This is a genomic window from Segatella copri, from assembly GCF_019127135.1.
Classification (GTDB): Bacteria; Bacteroidota; Bacteroidia; order Bacteroidales; family Bacteroidaceae; genus Prevotella.
On record NZ_JAHOEA010000034.1, the window covers coordinates 14,387 to 31,734 of the forward strand.

The 17,348-nt window shown below is 49.6% G+C and carries 9 protein-coding genes; 3 read left to right on the top strand and 6 right to left on the bottom strand.

Translation table 11 applies throughout. The features are described from left to right. Positions 1 to 19: 19 nt before the first annotated feature. The 4 genes from KSW37_RS09820 to KSW37_RS09835 all read right to left on the bottom strand — a co-directional run bounded on the left by KSW37_RS09820 (position 20) and on the right by KSW37_RS09835 (position 9,823). Positions 20 to 2,500, bottom strand: a complete 2,481-nt coding sequence (locus KSW37_RS09820) for a glycoside hydrolase family 95 protein (protein ID WP_217314349.1) — start codon at positions 2,498 to 2,500, stop codon at positions 20 to 22. A gap of 134 nt (positions 2,501 to 2,634) precedes the next feature. Continuing rightward, on the bottom strand, positions 2,635 to 3,969 hold the full coding sequence (locus tag KSW37_RS09825) for an alpha/beta hydrolase family protein (protein WP_217314350.1): 1,335 nt from the start codon (positions 3,967 to 3,969) through the stop codon (positions 2,635 to 2,637). Further along, complete coding sequence (locus KSW37_RS09830; RefSeq protein WP_254368615.1) at positions 3,902 to 6,400, bottom strand: alpha-L-rhamnosidase; 2,499 nt, start codon at positions 6,398 to 6,400, stop codon at positions 3,902 to 3,904. Before KSW37_RS09830 ends, KSW37_RS09825 begins: the two co-directional genes overlap by 68 nt. A gap of 18 nt (positions 6,401 to 6,418) precedes the next feature. Next, positions 6,419 to 9,823, bottom strand: a complete 3,405-nt coding sequence (locus KSW37_RS09835; RefSeq protein WP_217314366.1) for an MGH1-like glycoside hydrolase domain-containing protein — start codon at positions 9,821 to 9,823, stop codon at positions 6,419 to 6,421. A 1,050-nt stretch (positions 9,824 to 10,873) separates the two neighbouring features. On the opposite strand from KSW37_RS09835, the gene recG reads away from it, so the two are divergent. The 3 genes from recG to KSW37_RS09855 all read left to right on the top strand — a co-directional run bounded on the left by recG (position 10,874) and on the right by KSW37_RS09855 (position 14,602). Then, positions 10,874 to 12,970 (top strand): ATP-dependent DNA helicase RecG, encoded by a 2,097-nt coding sequence (gene recG / locus KSW37_RS09845; protein ID WP_217314351.1) that lies wholly within the window; start codon positions 10,874 to 10,876, stop codon positions 12,968 to 12,970. 124 nt (positions 12,971 to 13,094) lie between these two features. After that, complete coding sequence (locus tag KSW37_RS09850; protein WP_217314352.1) at positions 13,095 to 13,415, top strand: hypothetical protein; 321 nt, start codon at positions 13,095 to 13,097, stop codon at positions 13,413 to 13,415. A 236-nt stretch (positions 13,416 to 13,651) separates the two neighbouring features. Next, positions 13,652 to 14,602, top strand: coding sequence for a M23 family metallopeptidase (locus KSW37_RS09855; RefSeq protein ID WP_217314353.1), 951 nt, complete (start codon positions 13,652 to 13,654; stop codon positions 14,600 to 14,602). Between the two features lie 96 nt (positions 14,603 to 14,698). On the opposite strand, the gene rseP is transcribed toward KSW37_RS09855, so the two are convergent. Together rseP and KSW37_RS09865 are read right to left on the bottom strand one after the other, a co-directional pair. Then, positions 14,699 to 16,081, bottom strand: coding sequence for an RIP metalloprotease RseP (gene rseP / locus KSW37_RS09860; protein ID WP_217314354.1), 1,383 nt, complete (start codon positions 16,079 to 16,081; stop codon positions 14,699 to 14,701). Between the two features lie 102 nt (positions 16,082 to 16,183). Then, a complete protein-coding gene (locus KSW37_RS09865; protein ID WP_217314355.1) occupies positions 16,184 to 17,344 on the bottom strand; it encodes a 1-deoxy-D-xylulose-5-phosphate reductoisomerase in 1,161 nt (386 codons plus the stop codon). Between the last annotated feature and the right edge of the window lie 4 nt (positions 17,345 to 17,348).

Genomic DNA, 17,348 nt, shown 5'->3' on the forward strand with positions numbered 1-17,348 from the left:
GGAGTTTATACCCATATTTTTAAATCAATCGGATGGTCTCTCCCTTTCGTGTAGTGATGTCATAGGTATTTGCCTTTGGCAACACCACCTTGTTGAGTTTCACTTCGGAATGGTTCTGCATCTGTGGCTGGTCAAAGGCGGCAAAGAGCGGATTCGGATTCTTGCCCTTGGCAGATTTCATACCCTTGATGCCCTTTAACCGGTTGCCTGCCGGCAGACGGAGACGAAGGTTTCCACCGAGGGTAGAACGGATCTTGAGCGAGGTGATTCTGCCATTCTTCCATGCCAGTTCCTCGATGAGGAAACCACCTCTCGTGCGGAGCCCCTGTATCTTTCCTTCAGCCTTCCAGGCATCAGGAAGAGCCGGCAGGATATTGACACATCCGTCATGGCTCTGCATCAGCATCTCGGCGATACCGGCAGTACAGCCGAAGTTGCCATCTATCTGGAATGGTGGATGTGCATCGAAGAGATTGCGATAGGTTCCACCCTTTTTCTTGTTCAATCCGTAGGCAAGGAAATGATCATCGGTCAGGGTCAACTGGTTGTGAATCAGCTTATAGGCGTGATTACCATCCAGAAGACGAGCCCAGAGACAAACCTTCCATCCCATCGACCAACCTGTACTCGGGTCGCCACGATGTATGAGCGAAGTACGGGCTGCATCGAAGAGTTCCGGAGTCTGCTCCGGTGTAATCTGATTACCTGGATAGAGCGCATAAAGATGACTCACATGGCGATGATTATCCTGAGGATCATCCCAGTCCTTGATCCATTCCTGCAACTGTCCCCACTTGCCAATCTGCATCGGTGCCATCTTTCCCAAAACTTTCTTCAGATGAGCAGCATATCCGGCATCTTCGCCCAGGATTTCGCTCGCTCTGATAACGGTAGAGAAGAGTTCGTGGAGCAATTCATTATCCATCGTAGTGCCATAGCTCATCGCTATCTTTCCATCCTTGGAAGGATGTATATTCTCCGGACTCACAGCTGGCGAAATCACGAGCCATCCATGCTCAGGTTCCGGTATCAGCATCTCGTCGAGGAAAGTAGCTGCACCCTTCATAATCGGATAAGCTTTACGTAGGAATTCCTTGTCACCACTATAAAGATAATGTTGCCAGAGATGGGATGAAACCCAGGCGCCACCGGTCATCCACATGCCTGATGCTGCCTTGTCGATACCGCCTGTTACTCGCCAGATGTCGGTATTGTGATGCAAAACCCATCCGTTCTTTCCATACATGGTCTGAGCCGATTCCTTTCCGGTTTCGCTCACTTCGCGAATCAGTCGGAAGAGCGGTTCATTGAGTTCGGAGAGGTTGGTCATCTCTGATGGCCAGTAGTTCATCTCCATGTTGATGTTGGTGGTATATTTGCTGTCCCATGACGGGAACATCTTATCGTTCCAGATGCCCTGCAGGTTAGCTGGCTGTGTGCCAGGCTGCGAACTGCATATCAGAAGGTATCTGCCGAAAGCATAATAGGTGGCTACGAGATAGTTATCGTCCTGCTTGGCAAAGCGGATGAGGCGTTCGTCGGTAGGCAGATTCTGATACTTGTCAGCGCCCAACCAAAGCGAGTTGCGATGCATCATGCTCAGGAATTTAGCCACATGCTGCGCCATCTGTTCTCGGGCATCCTTCGCCATGGCAGTATGAAGCGCCTGCTTGCTGCGTTCCACCTCGTTGCCGGTGATATCCTTGTAATTCACGAAGTTGGTGGCGATGGAGATATAGAGTACGGCTTCATCGGCATTCTTCACGCTGACCACACCGTCGCGACAGGTCTTCGCAGCCTCGCCGCCTTTGATCTGAGCCGCCATTCTGCCCATGAATCTCACCTTTCCCTTCAGACCTTCGTGCTTGGCAGCCACTCCTTCGAGGGTAGCTTCCTCGCCATCGGTACGGATGATGACATCATCGTGAGGGGAAGTAAAGTTGGCATTGAAGGTGATGCTATGAGGCTTGTTGGCAGTAAATCTTACCATCACTACATTATCGGAAAAGGAGGTGATAACCTCGCGCTGATAGGTGACACCGTGGGCTGTCCAACGGGTGAGACAGCGGGCTGAATCCAGACTCAGTTCACGATAATACTGAGAATAGCCATCCATCCCGGGAGCCGAGATATAGACATCACCAAAGGTCTGGTAAGGCATTCCGAAGTTGGTATTCGACATGATTTTCTCGGTACACATATCTTGTGCCTTACGGTATTCGCCCTGCCAGATGAGGTTCTGCACGACTGGAAGAGCTGCCTTGGCATGAGGATTGGCATTCTTGTTAGGCTGTCCTGCCCAGATGGTTTCCTCGTTCAGCTGCAGACGTTCGGTGGCTGGAATGCCATATACCATGGCACCCAACCGTCCATTACCCAAAGGCAAGGCATCGGTCCAGACCAGCGCTGGTTTGTCGTACCAGAGCTTATATGATTGTGCTGTTGCTTGCAAAGAGAGACAAGCCAGGCAGCAAAGTGTGATGGTTCTTAAGATTTTCATTTGTTTTTGTTTTAATCGATTAAACAATTTTATATATAGACGCAAAAGAGCCGCCTTTGTCGTCAGAAAAGACGAAAAAGACCTCACGTCATTTATAAAACGGCGTGAGGTCTGATATATTATCTTCTATCTTATTATCTGATGACCGATTGCAAAACTTCCGGTTTTTCAACCTTCACTTTGCTTTCATCCAACTTACTGCGGTCCAAACCGAAGACACGGATGAAGAAATCGTAGTTTGCCTGGCGCTTGTTGATGCCATAATCATGACGTTCCTTAGGCAGATGCACATTGGTTACCTGTTCCTTGGCACCATACATATTATATATATACTGCAGATACGGATATTCGAGAGATGGAACAGAGGCGGTCCAATCGCCACCATCGCTCACTACCAACAACGGCTTAGGGGCAAAGAAAGCCATCAACTCGGCATTACACGTACCATGCCCCGCCAACTGGATAGGTTTGCCACTCTCGCAAGGACAACCGCCATCAAAATGAGAGGCGAGATTCACTGTTGGGGCTGCTGCCGTGATTCGGTCGTCGAGTACCGTCAGCAGGACTGTATGCGTACCGCCACCACTGCCACCATTCGCTCCGATGCGCGTCTTATCCACATCCTTGCGATGGTTCCACATATAATCGAGCAATACCTCGGCATTCAGAGCCTGAATCACATGGGCACGGTCGGTCTGATGCGAATTCTTGCCATATTCAGCCTCACTCTGTCCCCAGCCATACAGGTCGAAATCTACACAGATAGCACCCATTCTTGCCAAGGTTCCGAGGCGCTGCTGCTCATCGGCACGATATCTGCCGCCACCGAAATGACCATCGGGACAGATAATCAAAGGATGCTTGCCCTTCTTGGCGGGCGTATAGATGGAACCGAAGACATGCTCGCCAGGCAAGGTCTCGATGCAGATATTCTGAACCGTATAACCATCATACCTGCGTACCTTTCCCAAAATCGGTTTCTTATGAACCAGGGAATCCATATAACGGTCGATACCCAGGATGTGGCGCACCTCTTTGCGTACAGAATCCTTGCGTGCTTCAAACTGTTCCCGGTTCTGGTAGAGTGTCTTGAGATAAGCAAGCATCTGCTCACCCTCTTCGGTATGGCGACGGGGATATTCATAAGGCTTGATCTTGTATACATTACCATTCTGCTTCCACCAGTTGAAGTCGAAATACTTGCAGATATTCGTCAGGGTTTCCTCCAGCGAATAGGATTTGATGCGGAAGTCGGCATAAGGCAACTGCCTACCAACGGTATCCACATTATATTTAAAGCGGACACCCCAGCGCTGCGATACGTCCTGCATCACATCGTGAAGACTACGGGTGAAATGCCCCTGATAACAGTTCTGAGCAACAGCCTCTGGCTGGTTTCCGTTATTTTGCGCACTTGCCGACAAAGACATGCTTGCCGCGATAAGTGCCATCATTATGTTCTGTTTCATCATAATCTATCTTGATTTCGTATTCTATATCATTATCGGTATCTACCGTTACCTCTATTTTACCATCAGCCAATTTCTTCCAAGCCACGGCAATCTGTTTGCCATCGCTGAGTCGGGTACTTCCCTTAGCCCAGGTCAAGTCGCCCATCGGCTGAGGAGCGATGATGAGTCTGCCCTGCTCTATGCGGATGCCCACGACATCCGGCAGGAAATGGTTGTTGATATGCGCCATCATGAAATGGTTCATCGAAGCACCCATCTCCGGATTCCACTGTTCGGTGAGCGTGGTCATTCCCTTCTTGATCTGGAAGCCGTAGCCCGGCACATCATCATGCGCCAGCATCTTGTACCAGAGGTCGGCATATCCGTTTTCCAGCAATGCCAGGAAGAGGTAGCGGTTGCCCACATCACCGGTTGTCAGCCGGTCGTGATGCGCATGAATATCATCTACCAGATGCTGGAGAACCTGCTTGCGATACTGGGATGGAACCATGTCCAGCGCCAAAGGAATGGCATTGGAAGCCTGACTTCCCGAACCGTAATATATCTTTTCTACTGCATCCGAAGAAGATTTCTCAGAAGATGCAGCCTTCTCAACATGCAGAAACTCCTTCTGGAAAGCCTGCAGGATTTCTGAAGCCAGGATGGCATAGCGGTTGGCTTCGACTGTTTTTCCGCTCATTGCCGCAGCCTTCTGTGTCAGTTTCACCCACAGATAATAATGGGCTGTAGCTACCAGCGGCATCGGGGTATTCTGAGAGAAGCCCGAACGGCCTTTTCCGTAATCATACCAGTCACCCAAACCCTGTTTCAGTATACGGCAACTGTCCTTACTCTGGAGATAATCCACATAGCGGAACATCTGCTGTGCATATTTCTTCACCATCCGGTCGTCACCATAATGCTGCAGATAAAGGAATGGAAGCGCTACCAGGGCACCGCCCCACTCTGGAGATTCAGCAAACGGGTCGAGCCACTTGCCCTTGAAGTAGATATACTCAGGAGCGGTTGTAGGAACGGCACCATTGGCATGCTGGGCATCGGCGATATTCTGCATCGTCTGCTCTATCATCGCACGACAGTCGTAGTTGTATACCAATCCCTCGCCATTGAGCCAATCCTGCTCCAGCCAACCGAGTTTCTCACGATGAGGACAGTCGGTCCAGACGCCCTGCCAATTGCTTCGGATGGCACGGTCGATAATCTGATAAGCACGGTTAAACATCGGATTAGAACATTCGAAGTTGCCAATCTTCGCAGCTGAATTATAGACGAAGCACGACTGGATATCCTCTATCACTGGCTTGCCATCAGGATTCTCATCACCCTTCATTACGGCACCTTCTACCTGGATATAGCGATAACCATAATAGGTGAAATGCGGATGCCAAGTCTCGATGCGCTTGCCGTCAGCCGACTTCTCGCCCTTTCCGCTGAGCGTATAAGTAAGATAGTAAGGACTGCCCGATTGTTTCTGATTGCAGGTTCCCTGTACAGTCTGGGTCTCTGAGAGATAGAGCCGTACCTGCTGTCCTGCCTTTCCACTGACCTTGATCTGTGGGAAACCGGCGAGATTCTGTCCCATATCCAGCACAAAGGTTCCTGCCGGAATAGGATGTTTGGCATTGGAAGCCTTGGCGATTTGCTGAGGAGTGAGCTGATGACGGCTCTTCACACCGAAGTATTCCATCATCTTCACCGGCTGTGCCATCTGCTGGCGCAGAATGCCACGAGGTCCCTTCTGTATCACCACCGGTTTCCAAGAAGGCGTGATGCGGGCATCCTCGTCTTCACCACCATAAATACTGTTGAAGGTGATGCTGCTAGGCGAATATTTCCATGAGCCATCGCTGACGATGCAGACGGTTCTGCCATTCTTCAGTTCTATTTCGAGCGAACAGTAGAGCGTAGGAGGACCATAGGAAACCTTCATCTTGGTGTATCTTCCACCCTGCTCATTATAGAATCCGTTGCCCAGCAATACCGAAAGTTGGTTCTTGCCTTTCTTCAACAACGCAGTCACATCGTAAATATTATAAAAGACGGTCTTGTCGTAATCGCTCCACAGAGGGGCGAAAACGGCATCCGTCACCTTCTGCCGGTTGATGCTGAACTCATAGAAACCCAGTCCCACAATCTTCATCGTTGCCTTGCGGACATCAGCCGGGAGTTTCATTTCTTTCTTCAGCCAGATGCTTTGTCTTGACAATGGAGCCGTAGCCTTCCAGTCTGGTTTTCCCTTCGCATTCACCGTTCCCGTTCCTACATAATCTCGGTTACTCGGAATGTGCGCATCCTCATCGGTTATCGCTCCAATCCATTGTGGCTGAGGCGCTTCATTATCCGCCTTAAAAGCAACAGACTTTTGAGCATGAATCTGTATCATGCCCAAAAGTCCTATCAGTATCAATAAATATTTTCTTCGTTTCATATCGTATTTTATTCTACATTATTTGAATGCATCCTTCACTACGAGTTTGCCGAGCGTATCACGCTGCCCAGCCAACTTTCCATCAACCCATACCTGCAAACCCTTGCCCACATGATAGCGGGAACCGTCCTGGTCGTAGAGGATGGTGAGGTCGTGACCATGATAACGCACCTTGTCAAGACAGAAGTACTGCCATTTGCCAACTGGGATGATAGGACGCACCTCGATGGTCTGATCGGCACGAGGACGAAGACCCACGATGCCGGTGATGATGAGATCGCAGAAGGTAGAATGGTTGTAATATCTGCTGCGCTCCTGATCGCCCTTCAACCAGTAACCAGTGGTTTCATCAAGATACTCACCGATGTAAGGTTTGCCACGCATGCTCTGACTCTGCACATACTTCTCCATCTCATTGAAGTAAAGGCTGTCCATATCGAGACTACCTTTTGAAGAAGCAGCGAGGGCAGATGGCTTCACCTGATAATTGTTGATGAAATTCGCCATCGCTGTCAGGGTCTGGGCGGTAGCGAAAGGCCAGATGGCACCATCCCACTCACACTTTCCTACTCCATGAGAGCGGAACAGCGGATGGCGGCGCTCTGCGGTGGTTTGTCCGTAAGGAGCAGAGAAGCCCTTGCTGTCTGCTGCCTGTTTCCAAGCCTCAGCAAACTTCGCCTCATCGGCAGGGAGATTGAAATACCAAGGCAGGAAACCGATTGCCTCGCGCACCTTTGCTGATACTGCAGCATCGCCACTAGGCTGGAAACTTCTCTTCTTGGCTACCTCCTTCGCCTCGTCAGCATTCGGCTTATACACCTCGAAGAACTGCTGGTCAGCATCCCAAAGCTGGGTTTCTACCAGATGCTTCAGGGTATCTGCCTTAGCCTCATACTTCCTAGCCAAGTCCTGATAGCCGATGGTCTTTGCCATCTGGGCGATGCCCATTGCATTGCCATACATATAACTGTTGATGCTAGGACGGGCATTCTTTTCTCTTCTGCCACCACTGATGGTCTCTTCCATCGCATCACGCACATCATACTGCCAGTAGAGTCCGTTGCCCCAGCGGTGGTCATCCCACAGCTGATACTCCTTGTCCAGGTCGTTCAACAACGACTTAAACTCCTTCCGGTTACCGTCTACGAGATAGCGCTCCCAGATAGAGGCAGGCATCCAACTGCTATAGAAATTAATCTTAGCCATCGGCTTGCCACCATTGCCATGATACCAGGTATTCAAGATGCCGTCGAGATACTTTCCATCACGAATCCAGCGACTCTCGTGGATATGATGTCCCACTCCAGAGGCGATGAGATTATACTTGTCGGCATAACTGCGAGGCACGAGAAACTCGGTCATCGCATAGCCTACAGGTGTATTTTCGATATGCTTGCGGAGCGTCCACCAGCGGAAATAATACATCTCCTCGAAGTTGCGCTGCGGGCAGTCGAAGAGGGGCACATTCTGCTTCATCCAGTCCCATGCCTGCGCATTTGGGATGGCAGAAGTATGGAGAACCTCCGGCTCCATTGCATTGAAATCGTCTACATAATGCTTGTAATCTGCGGTCTTGAGCACAGCCGAACCGGCATCAGCATCCAGACTCACGGTCTTGACATGAGCGATGCGGTAGAGGGCGGTGGTATCGGTATCACCGGCATGCTCCAAAGTACCGAACCAGTCGGCAGGAGTGTCGATGGTAGGGAAGGTACGGAGGTCGCCGGTACGGAAACGGATACGCTCTATCTGATGCACAGGTGCGTAGAAGATGCGCTTGGTACTCTTGCTCTGCAATGCCTTGCCATCTGCACCGAGTGTGCTCACGGTGAGGTTGAGCTGGCGGTGCTGGGTATCCAATGCAGCTTCGAAACGATAGGTCTGGTCAGCCTGATAAGGCATCACATTGCCATATCTCGCTCCGTTCTTCACACGTATCATTCCTTCTTTGTTCAGTTCGATGCGGGTGCAGGCGATGCCCTTCTCATCGAGGAATTCAATCTGCAGGGAACCGTTGCGGGTCTGAGCTGCCTGCACATCGAAGGATGCCTTCAGGTAGGAAGAAGCTGGAATCTTGCGCTCTACACAGGCATAGTCGAACGGATCTTCATCCTTCAGTTCAAGCCACTCCTGACGGAGCGAAACCGGCGCCATCAGCGGAGAATAGATATTCCAGGTCTTGAGATCGCCGAGTTTCTGATACTGGGCGAAATCATCATCGGCATGGGCAGTAGCCACGGTCTTTACCGGAACGGGTACATGCGCCACCCAGATATCTTCCTTGTTCATGGAATAGCTCACCCACATATCTGAATCCTTAGGAACGCCATTGCCTTCCTGGATGCCACGGACATACTGCGGACCACGACTCTTATAGTTGCCACCGTATCTCATCGGTGGTACTTCGCCACAAATCAGATTCAGCGTTTTATATTCCAATCCGTCGCCACTCAGCGAGATGCCCAGCGGCCAGCGGTATTCAGATGGATTATAGACGGTGGCATAGGTGCCATCGCTCAACCGCTGTCCCCAAATCTTGGCATTGCTGTTGACAAATCCCAAGGCACGGTTGGTAGTGGTATAGGTATTGCCGCCATCCAGACTCAACGAGGTGAGGGCATGCTTCCACAGACTGGCTATTCTGCCATCCGGCAGGGTATAGTCGCAATAGGCCTTGTAACCATTGTTGACAGGTATCAGCTTTTCGCCTCTATCTGCCTCTTCCACCCATTGCATGCGGTAACGTGGGTTGGCAAGGATTTCCTCGCAAGCCGCTCTTACCGCCTTGGATGCTTTCTTATAATTAGGATAAGCGGTATTCTTCTCATTGAATCCGTGGTTGTAATAGATGAAATAGATAGGTCCGAGCGAACCGTCTTTCTTCACCTCTCTCACCACACGGCCGATGCCGTTACCATCGTTCGGGTCGTCCTTTCTGTCCAATGCCACACCATAGTTTCCGGTCGCCAGAAGGATGCCGCCCTTGGATACATACCAGCCCACACGCTGGTGCATGATTGCCTTCAATGGTTTCTGCTTGTAGACATCAGGATATTGCAGTTCCGGTTTCGGCTGGTATTTCGCCTTTCTGAAATCGGCTGGCACATCATATTCAGGGAAGAGAATCTGTGGCTGGCTCCAGTTGTATCCGTCCTCAGAAACCTGCATCAGGGTTCTCGATGGGGGTACATGCTCCTCAGCAGGATCGCTCAGGAAATGCATGTAGAACTTGCCATTCCAATACGCCATCATCGGCTGGTGGTTATAGGTCCAGCCCCTGCCATTTGCCTGGGAAGGATGCTCGCGGTTGGCACGGAGCGTCTGGATATTATGGACTCCTACCACTGGCGACAAGGCTCCGTCATGACGAGACGGATCTGCCATTGTGGTTCCGGTATAATGGATGCGGTCCTGTTCGAGCATGGCCTTCACGATGCGTTCCGGAGCACGGAAGATGGTGCCGTGCTTGTGGTTCTTCGGCACATTCACTTGCTGGCTCACATCGGTGAAATGAACGAAATCCTTGGTAAAATGAGCACCGAAATCGAAGAGGCGGTAACGATCGTAATAAATGAGATAACCATTGCCCAGCGGACTGTTCTTAGGCAGTTTGACGGTGGTTGGTCCTTCCATGAAATTGCCGGTGAACGGTTCAGAAGCCTTGCTCCACGGTCCCATCGGGTTCTTGGCAAAAGCCACCTTGATATTGCGGGCATTGCGGGTATTATCCTTCAATACCATCACATAATCGTTCTTACCACGCTTCAGCAGAGTGGCATCTATGCAACTGAATCCCGGATCTATCAGGAGCTTGCCCTTGGTCCATGTCTTAAAATCCTTGGTTACGGAATAGTAGAGACGATGATTGTTCTTCTCGTCTTCGATACCCAGGGCGAAGTGCTGGCTAGGCACACACGATGCCCATACCACCATTGCCTGCTGGCGGTCCTCATCCCAGAAGAGTTCCGGTGCCCATACGTTCACCGTGGTAGGATCGTCCATCACCTCGATGAATTTCGGTTCGCTCCAATGCATCAGGTCGCGACTCTCGGCATAACCGAAGCCACGGTCGCCCCGCCAGCTGCTGGTCCATACCAGATGGAACACACCGTCTGGGGTACGGATGATGGAAGGGTCGCGCATCACTTTCTGCTTGCCTACCTTAGGAGCCAGAAAGGTGCCAGGAATACTGTCCCAATGGACGGCATCCCTACTATAGATGAACCGCAAGCCGTCGGTTGCCGGCTCGTGGAAAGAGGTTGATACATAAAGATCCTGTGCCTGGACTGCAAAGCCCAAGGACAGCAACCATAAGATGATGAACAGTTTATTCTTTATCTTTATCATTGTTCTAGAGTTTGTTTCTAATGATTATAGAATAAAGACGCAAGACGCTCCGTTTTGTAACGTCACTATTTAAAAATAAGTTAAACATTTTGGCTGTTTTGTCCGAATGTTGTACTTTTGCATAATATGAATAGTATTTTAGACCAAGACATCATGTTCCTGCCAGGAGTAGGACCCAAGAAGAAAGAGATACTGAGCAAGGAACTCGGTATCAACTCTTATAGTGACCTGCTAGAATACTATCCTTATAAATATGTAGACCGCTCCAAGGTTTTCCACATCAGCGAACTCAATGCCGACATGCCCTTTGTACAGCTCAAAGGCAAGATACTCAGCTACGATGAGATAGATACCGGCAAGCGCAACAAGCTGCTGGTAGCCCATTTCTCAGACGGCTACGGTGTGGCTGACCTCATCTGGTATCGCGGTGCCCAATACATCATGAAGACTTACCGTGTGGGAACCGAATATCTCGTTTTCGGAAAGCCAACCGTCTTCAACGGCAGATTCCAGTTTACCCATCCCGACATGGACGATGCCACCAATCTCCAGATTTCAGAGATGGGCATGCAGCCCTACTATTCGCTTACCGAGAACCTGAGGAAACGCGGCTACACCTCACGTTCCATAGAGAAGATGACCAAGCAGTTGGTCACCATCCTTCCTCCTCTTCCCGAAACGCTGCCCAGCCATATCGTAGACCGTCTGCATCTGGTTTCGCGCGATGCAGCCATCCGCATGATTCATTATCCGCATTCCCATCAGGAGATGCAGAAAGCACAGGTACGCCTTAAATTTGAGGAACTCTTTTATGTGCAGCTTAATATAATAAGGTATGCCACCGACCAGCGCCGCAAGTTCAGGGGCTATGTCTTCAACCGCATCGCTGACATCTTCAACGGGTTCTATGCCCATCATCTGCCTTTTGAACTGACAGGAGCACAGAAACGGGTGATGCATGAAATCAGAGCCGATATGTGCAGCGGCAGACAGATGAACCGTCTTCTGCAAGGTGATGTGGGTTCAGGTAAGACGCTCGTGGCACTCATGACCATGCTCATTGCGCTGGACAATGGTTATCAGGCATGTATGATGGCACCTACCGAAATTCTTGCCGAGCAGCATCTACAAACCATCTGTGACTTCCTGCAGGGAATGGACATCCGGGTGGAACTGCTCACAGGCATCGTAAAGGGAAAGAAGAGAGAAAAGATTCTTGCCGACCTGGCTACGGGCGACATCCAGATTCTGGTAGGCACCCATGCCATCCTCGAAGACCCTGTGGTTTTCAGAAGATTAGGCGTAGCCGTCATCGATGAGCAGCATCGCTTCGGTGTAGCACAGAGAGCCAAGCTGTGGAACAAGAGCGAGAATCCGCCTCATATCCTCGTGATGACCGCCACTCCTATCCCCCGCACCCTCGCCATGACCATTTATGGTGACCTGGACGTGAGCGTGATTGATGAACTGCCACCGGGCAGAAAACCGATACAGACGCTACATAAGTTTGATACCCAACTCACCAGCCTCTATCAGAGCATCCGCCGCCAGATTAATCTCGGCAGACAGGTATATATCGTCTTTCCGCTGATCAAAGAAAGTGAGAAGAGCGACCTGAAGAACCTGGAAGAAGGTTACGAAACGCTGAAACAGGCATTCCCGGAATTCAAATTGAGTAAGATTCATGGCAAGATGAAATCTGCCGAAAAGGAGGTAGAGATGGAGCAGTTTGTAAAGGGCGAAACACAGATTCTCGTTGCCACCACCGTAATAGAAGTTGGTGTAAATGTGCCCAATGCTTCTGTGATGGTTATCCTGGATGCACAGCGCTTCGGTCTGTCCCAGTTGCACCAGCTGCGAGGCCGTGTAGGAAGAGGCAGCGACCAGAGTTACTGTATTCTGGTAACCAACTATAAGCTTTCAGAAGATACCCGCAAACGCATTGATATCATGTGCGATACGAACGACGGTTTCCGTATCGCCGAGGCCGACTTGAAACTCCGTGGTCCCGGCGACCTGGAGGGAACGCAGCAAAGTGGCATGGCTTTCGACCTGAAGATTGCGAATATAGCCAGAGACGGTCAGCTGGTACAACTGGCGCGCACAGAAGCACAGAAAATCATCGACAACGATCCCGAATGCAATGCTCCTCATAACGCTCTGCTCTGGAACCGCCTCAAGGAATTGAAGAAAACCCATATCAACTGGGCAGCCATCAGCTAAAGCAGCAAGCAAGAGCCGTTCCTGTTATCAGAAAGCAAGGCTAGAAGGTGGCTTCAGCTATCAAGCTGCCTCACCCCCGTTCCAGGCGATTCCATCGCCTGTCCCAAAAGTAAAAAGTATAATTATGGATAGAAGAAGAAAGCCGGCTATCAGGGAGCCGCGACCAGAAATTTCCCTGGAAGAAATGAGAGCCATTCTCGAAAACATTACGGAAATAGAAAGCGCAACAGGCATCAGATATGTCAAACTGCATGTAACGGCAAAGATGATTATCGGTATCAGAGAGTCATCGGGTAAGGAATTTACCATCAATCTCAACGACCTCTACCGCGCTTATCAGGAATGCCTCAGATTCACCAGTCCGGAGGTAAAAAAGTATATTTTCATGGGGCATTCTCCTGCCGTGGCTCTGTTGAGAATGCTGCAAAAGCATGAAACGTACTAAAAGTCAACTCCTTGCATCTTATTTTCCTAATGTAAGTTAAAAATAAGGCTAGGGCGTTAAATATCGCCCTTTTGGCTTTAACAACTTTGGTTTTTTGAAGTTTTTTTGTTATATTTGCAACGTCTATATAACAAAACCGCTACATAAAGGCATTTGCCTTAGTGGTTTTTGCAGAATTTCTTGTATGATTCTGCGCTGTTGACACGAACCTAAAAAAAGAAAATAGAAAAAGTAGTATGAGTTTTAAAAAGAGTATAAAGAAAATTTCGGTCGTTGCATTGTTGGCGCTAACAGCTTCTCCCGTTTGCGGACAAGATCTGTTGGCAAGACAGGCACCTGTAGACCACAGAATGAAATCGCTCGACACACTCGCTGTGTCGCATTATCGAATGATTGAAGACAGAGAGAACCCTGCAGCCGAGCTGTATGAGGATTTCTCTAACAAGTACGCTCACAGGGCTACAACCTTGCCTGAGCACTACCGCATCGATCTCCGTCATTTCTGCATGCCAACTCCTAGTCGCGTTGTCACAAGTAACTTCGGTTACCGTGCTAGCTTTGGCCGCCAACATAAAGGTATGGACATCAAGGTTTATATTGGCGACTCAATCCGCTCAGCCTTTTCAGGCAGAGTTCGCATCGTAAGATATGAAGGTGGTGGTTACGGTAAGTACATCGTGATTCGTCACAACAACGGTTTGGAGACCATCTATGGTCACCTCTCTAAGCAGCTCGTTACTGAGGGCGAAGAGGTAAGAGCCGGCGATGTGATTGGCTTGGGTGGTAATACGGGTAGAAGTACCGGTTCGCATCTCCACTTTGAGACCCGTCTCTGTGGTGTGGCTCTGAACCCAGCACTCTTCTTCGATTTCCGCAACCAGGACGTTACAGGCGACTTCTACAGCTTTAACCGTAATACCTACGAAAGCGAATCAGCTGATGCCAATGCTGCCCGCGGCAAGGTTGGCAACGGTGGTTACACCAGAGAGCAGGTTAACGGCGGCGAAGTGGGAAGATACTACGAACTGCCTGCTGGCCACGAGAAGCTCTACCACAAGGTGAAGCCAGGCGAAACGCTTAGTTCTATCGCTGAAAAGCGTGGCGTAACTGTAGAGCAGATCTGCAGACTCAACGGCTACCGCAAAGACAAGAAGGTTAGTGTAGGACAGATTATCAGATACGTATAATACGTATAAAAGAATAAACTCAAAAAAAAGAGGGTGTGTCATAAATTAATGACACACCCTCTTTTTTTAGACCTTTATTTTCGCGATTCCCCGGCATTACAAGATGCCGAAGAGTCGCAATACATCGTTCAGATTGGCCACAACAAGCAGAAGAATCAGTATGCCGAAACCAATATACTCAGCACGCTCCATGAACTTATCGCCCGGTTTGCGACCTGTGATAATCTCATAAAGAAGGAAGAACACATGTCCACCATCAAGAGCAGGGATAGGAAGAATGTTCATGAAGGCAAGAATGATACTCAGGAACGCTGTCATAAGCCAGAATGCATGCCAATCCCATACAGATGGGAAGAGACTGCCCAGCGCACCGAAACCACCCAGACTCTTGGCGCCTTCCTTAGAGAAGACATACTTCATATCGCCCACATAACCGGCCAATACATTCCAGCCGTATTTGATGCCGGCAGGGAAACTCTCGAAGAAGCCATAGTTAACATGAGTAATCTTATAATCGAGCATGACAGGATGATTGTAAAAACCAAACTTCACACCCTCTTCGGTAGACTTCAGGAGAACACTTGACTTGACGGTATCGCCAGAAGCCTTGAGATAAGTAACCTGAGCTGTAAGTGCTCTGGCACTGTCCTGCGGCGTCTCTGCCGAAGCAAGCACATCCTCTACTCTGCCCAATTCTATCTGAAATTCGTTGAAAGAGACTACCTTTTTATTATTAATAGCAAGAATCTTATCACCCTTTGCCAAACCGAGTTTGCTGGCAGGCGAATCCTTCATCACACTATCAATCTGCAGAGGCACATACAAATCTACGAAGCGAGGACTGCTCTTAATCATACTAAGCATGTCGAGATCGCCAGGCAGATTAAGCGTCACCGGTTTGCCCTGACGGATGATATTGACCTGCTTAGCCTCAGAGAGATTACGATACAGATCGCCATCAAAGGTCTTGAACTCACCCAGATCGGTGCTTACCAGAATATCCTTATCCTGGAAGCCCAATGCCTTTGCCTCGGTATTGAACTTCATACCATAACTCATATCGCGGGTAGCCACATAATTGTCGCCCCAATGGAACAGAATCATGGAATAGATGAAGAGAGCCAGCACGAAGTTAACCAGCACGCCACCTATCATGATGAGCAGGCGCTGCCATGCCGGTTTGCTGCGAAACTCGTATGGCTGTTCCGGCTGTTTCATCTGTTCGGTATCGAAACTTTCATCTATCATACCCGAAATCTTGCAATATCCTCCGAGCGGCAACCATCCCAAACCATAGGTAGTATCCGAATTCTTTGGCTTGAACTCGAAGAGATGGAACCAAGGGTCGAAGAACAGATAGAACTTCTCCACTCTTACACCAAAGAGTTTGGAGAAGAAGAAGTGTCCGCCCTCATGGAGCAACACTAAGATGGAAAGCGACAGCATCAGCTGCAACGCTTTGATCAAAAATACTTCCATTTATTTACTTTGAACTTTGAACTTGGAACTTTGAACTTTATGATTAGCCCTATATCCTGCGTTCATTTTAACTATAAACTATTAACTATAAACTATTAACTATTACTTGAGCATCAGCTCTGTAGCTATGCAGCGAGCCTCTGCATCGGTCTGCAGATAGACATCGAGGTCGGGATTACTGTCGAAAGTAGCCTTCGCCATCGTCTCTTCGATGATATCAGCCATCTGAAGGAAGCCACACTCACCTTTGCGGAAGCCGGCATTCACTATCTCGTTGGCTGCATTCACGATACATGACATATTACCACCCTTTCTGATGGCATCGAAAGCCAGTTGCAGGCACTTGAACTTCTGATAATCAGGCTTGAAGAACTGCAAATCCTGCGTCTTGAAGAGGTCGAGACGATCGCCATTCAGATGCAGACGCTGAGGGAAAGAGAAAGCATACTGGATAGGCAGACGCATATCTGGCACACCCAACTGAGCCTTGACAGCACCATCAACAAACTGAACGGCACTATGCACAACACTCTGCGGATGGATAAGCACCTCAATCTTGTCAGCCGGAACCCCAAAGAGCCATTTAGCTTCTGTCACCTCGAAGCCCTTGTTCATGAGCGAAGCCGAATCGATGGTTATCTTGGCACCCATATCCCAGGTAGGATGCTTGAGGGCATCGGCAGCAGTCACCTTCTCCAACTGCTCGTGGGTATAATTACGGAAAGGACCACCCGAACAGGTCAGAAGAATCTTCTCTACCTCGTTGTCGCCCTCACCCACCAGACTCTGGAAGATGGCACTATGCTCGCTGTCAACAGGGAGGATAGGCACATGATATTCCTGTGCAAGATTGCAAATCAGTTCACCCGCAACCACCAGCGTTTCCTTGTTGGCAAGACATATCTTCTTACGCGCCTTGATGGCATGGATGGTTGGTTCCAGGCCCGAGAAGCCTACCATGGAAGCCAGCACCATATCGATAGGCTCAGCCTGTACGATATCGCAAAGCGCCTGAGCACCGGCATAAACCTTGATATCAGGCTCATCACTGAGCATATCCTTCAGTTCCTCGTAACGAGCCTCATTGGCTATGACCACAGCAGCCGGATGGAACTTGCGAGCCTGCTCGGCAAGTTCCTGCACTCGGTTGTTGGCGGTGAGGCAATACACCTCGTAAAGGTCACTGTGCTGTTCGATGACATCAAGCGCCTGTGTACCGATACTTCCCGTAGAACCGAGAATACATATCTGTTGTTTCTTCATATTT

Excerpts from the sequence above, each read along its gene's own strand:
- KSW37_RS09820 (WP_217314349.1), bottom strand. The coding sequence starts at position 2,500 with ATGAAAATCTTAAGAACCATCACACTTTGCTGCCTGGCTTGTCTCTCT.
- KSW37_RS09825 (WP_217314350.1), bottom strand. The coding sequence starts at position 3,969 with ATGAAACAGAACATAATGATGGCACTTATCGCGGCAAGCATGTCTTTG.
- KSW37_RS09830 (WP_254368615.1), bottom strand. The coding sequence starts at position 6,400 with ATGAAACGAAGAAAATATTTATTGATACTGATAGGACTTTTGGGCATG.
- KSW37_RS09835 (WP_217314366.1), bottom strand. The coding sequence starts at position 9,823 with ATGCTCGAACAGGACCGCATCCATTATACCGGAACCACAATGGCAGAT.
- recG (WP_217314351.1), top strand. The coding sequence starts at position 10,874 with ATGAATAGTATTTTAGACCAAGACATCATGTTCCTGCCAGGAGTAGGA.
- KSW37_RS09850 (WP_217314352.1), top strand. The coding sequence starts at position 13,095 with ATGGATAGAAGAAGAAAGCCGGCTATCAGGGAGCCGCGACCAGAAATT.
- KSW37_RS09855 (WP_217314353.1), top strand. The coding sequence starts at position 13,652 with ATGAGTTTTAAAAAGAGTATAAAGAAAATTTCGGTCGTTGCATTGTTG.
- rseP (WP_217314354.1), bottom strand. The coding sequence starts at position 16,081 with ATGGAAGTATTTTTGATCAAAGCGTTGCAGCTGATGCTGTCGCTTTCC.
- KSW37_RS09865 (WP_217314355.1), bottom strand. The coding sequence starts at position 17,344 with ATGAAGAAACAACAGATATGTATTCTCGGTTCTACGGGAAGTATCGGT.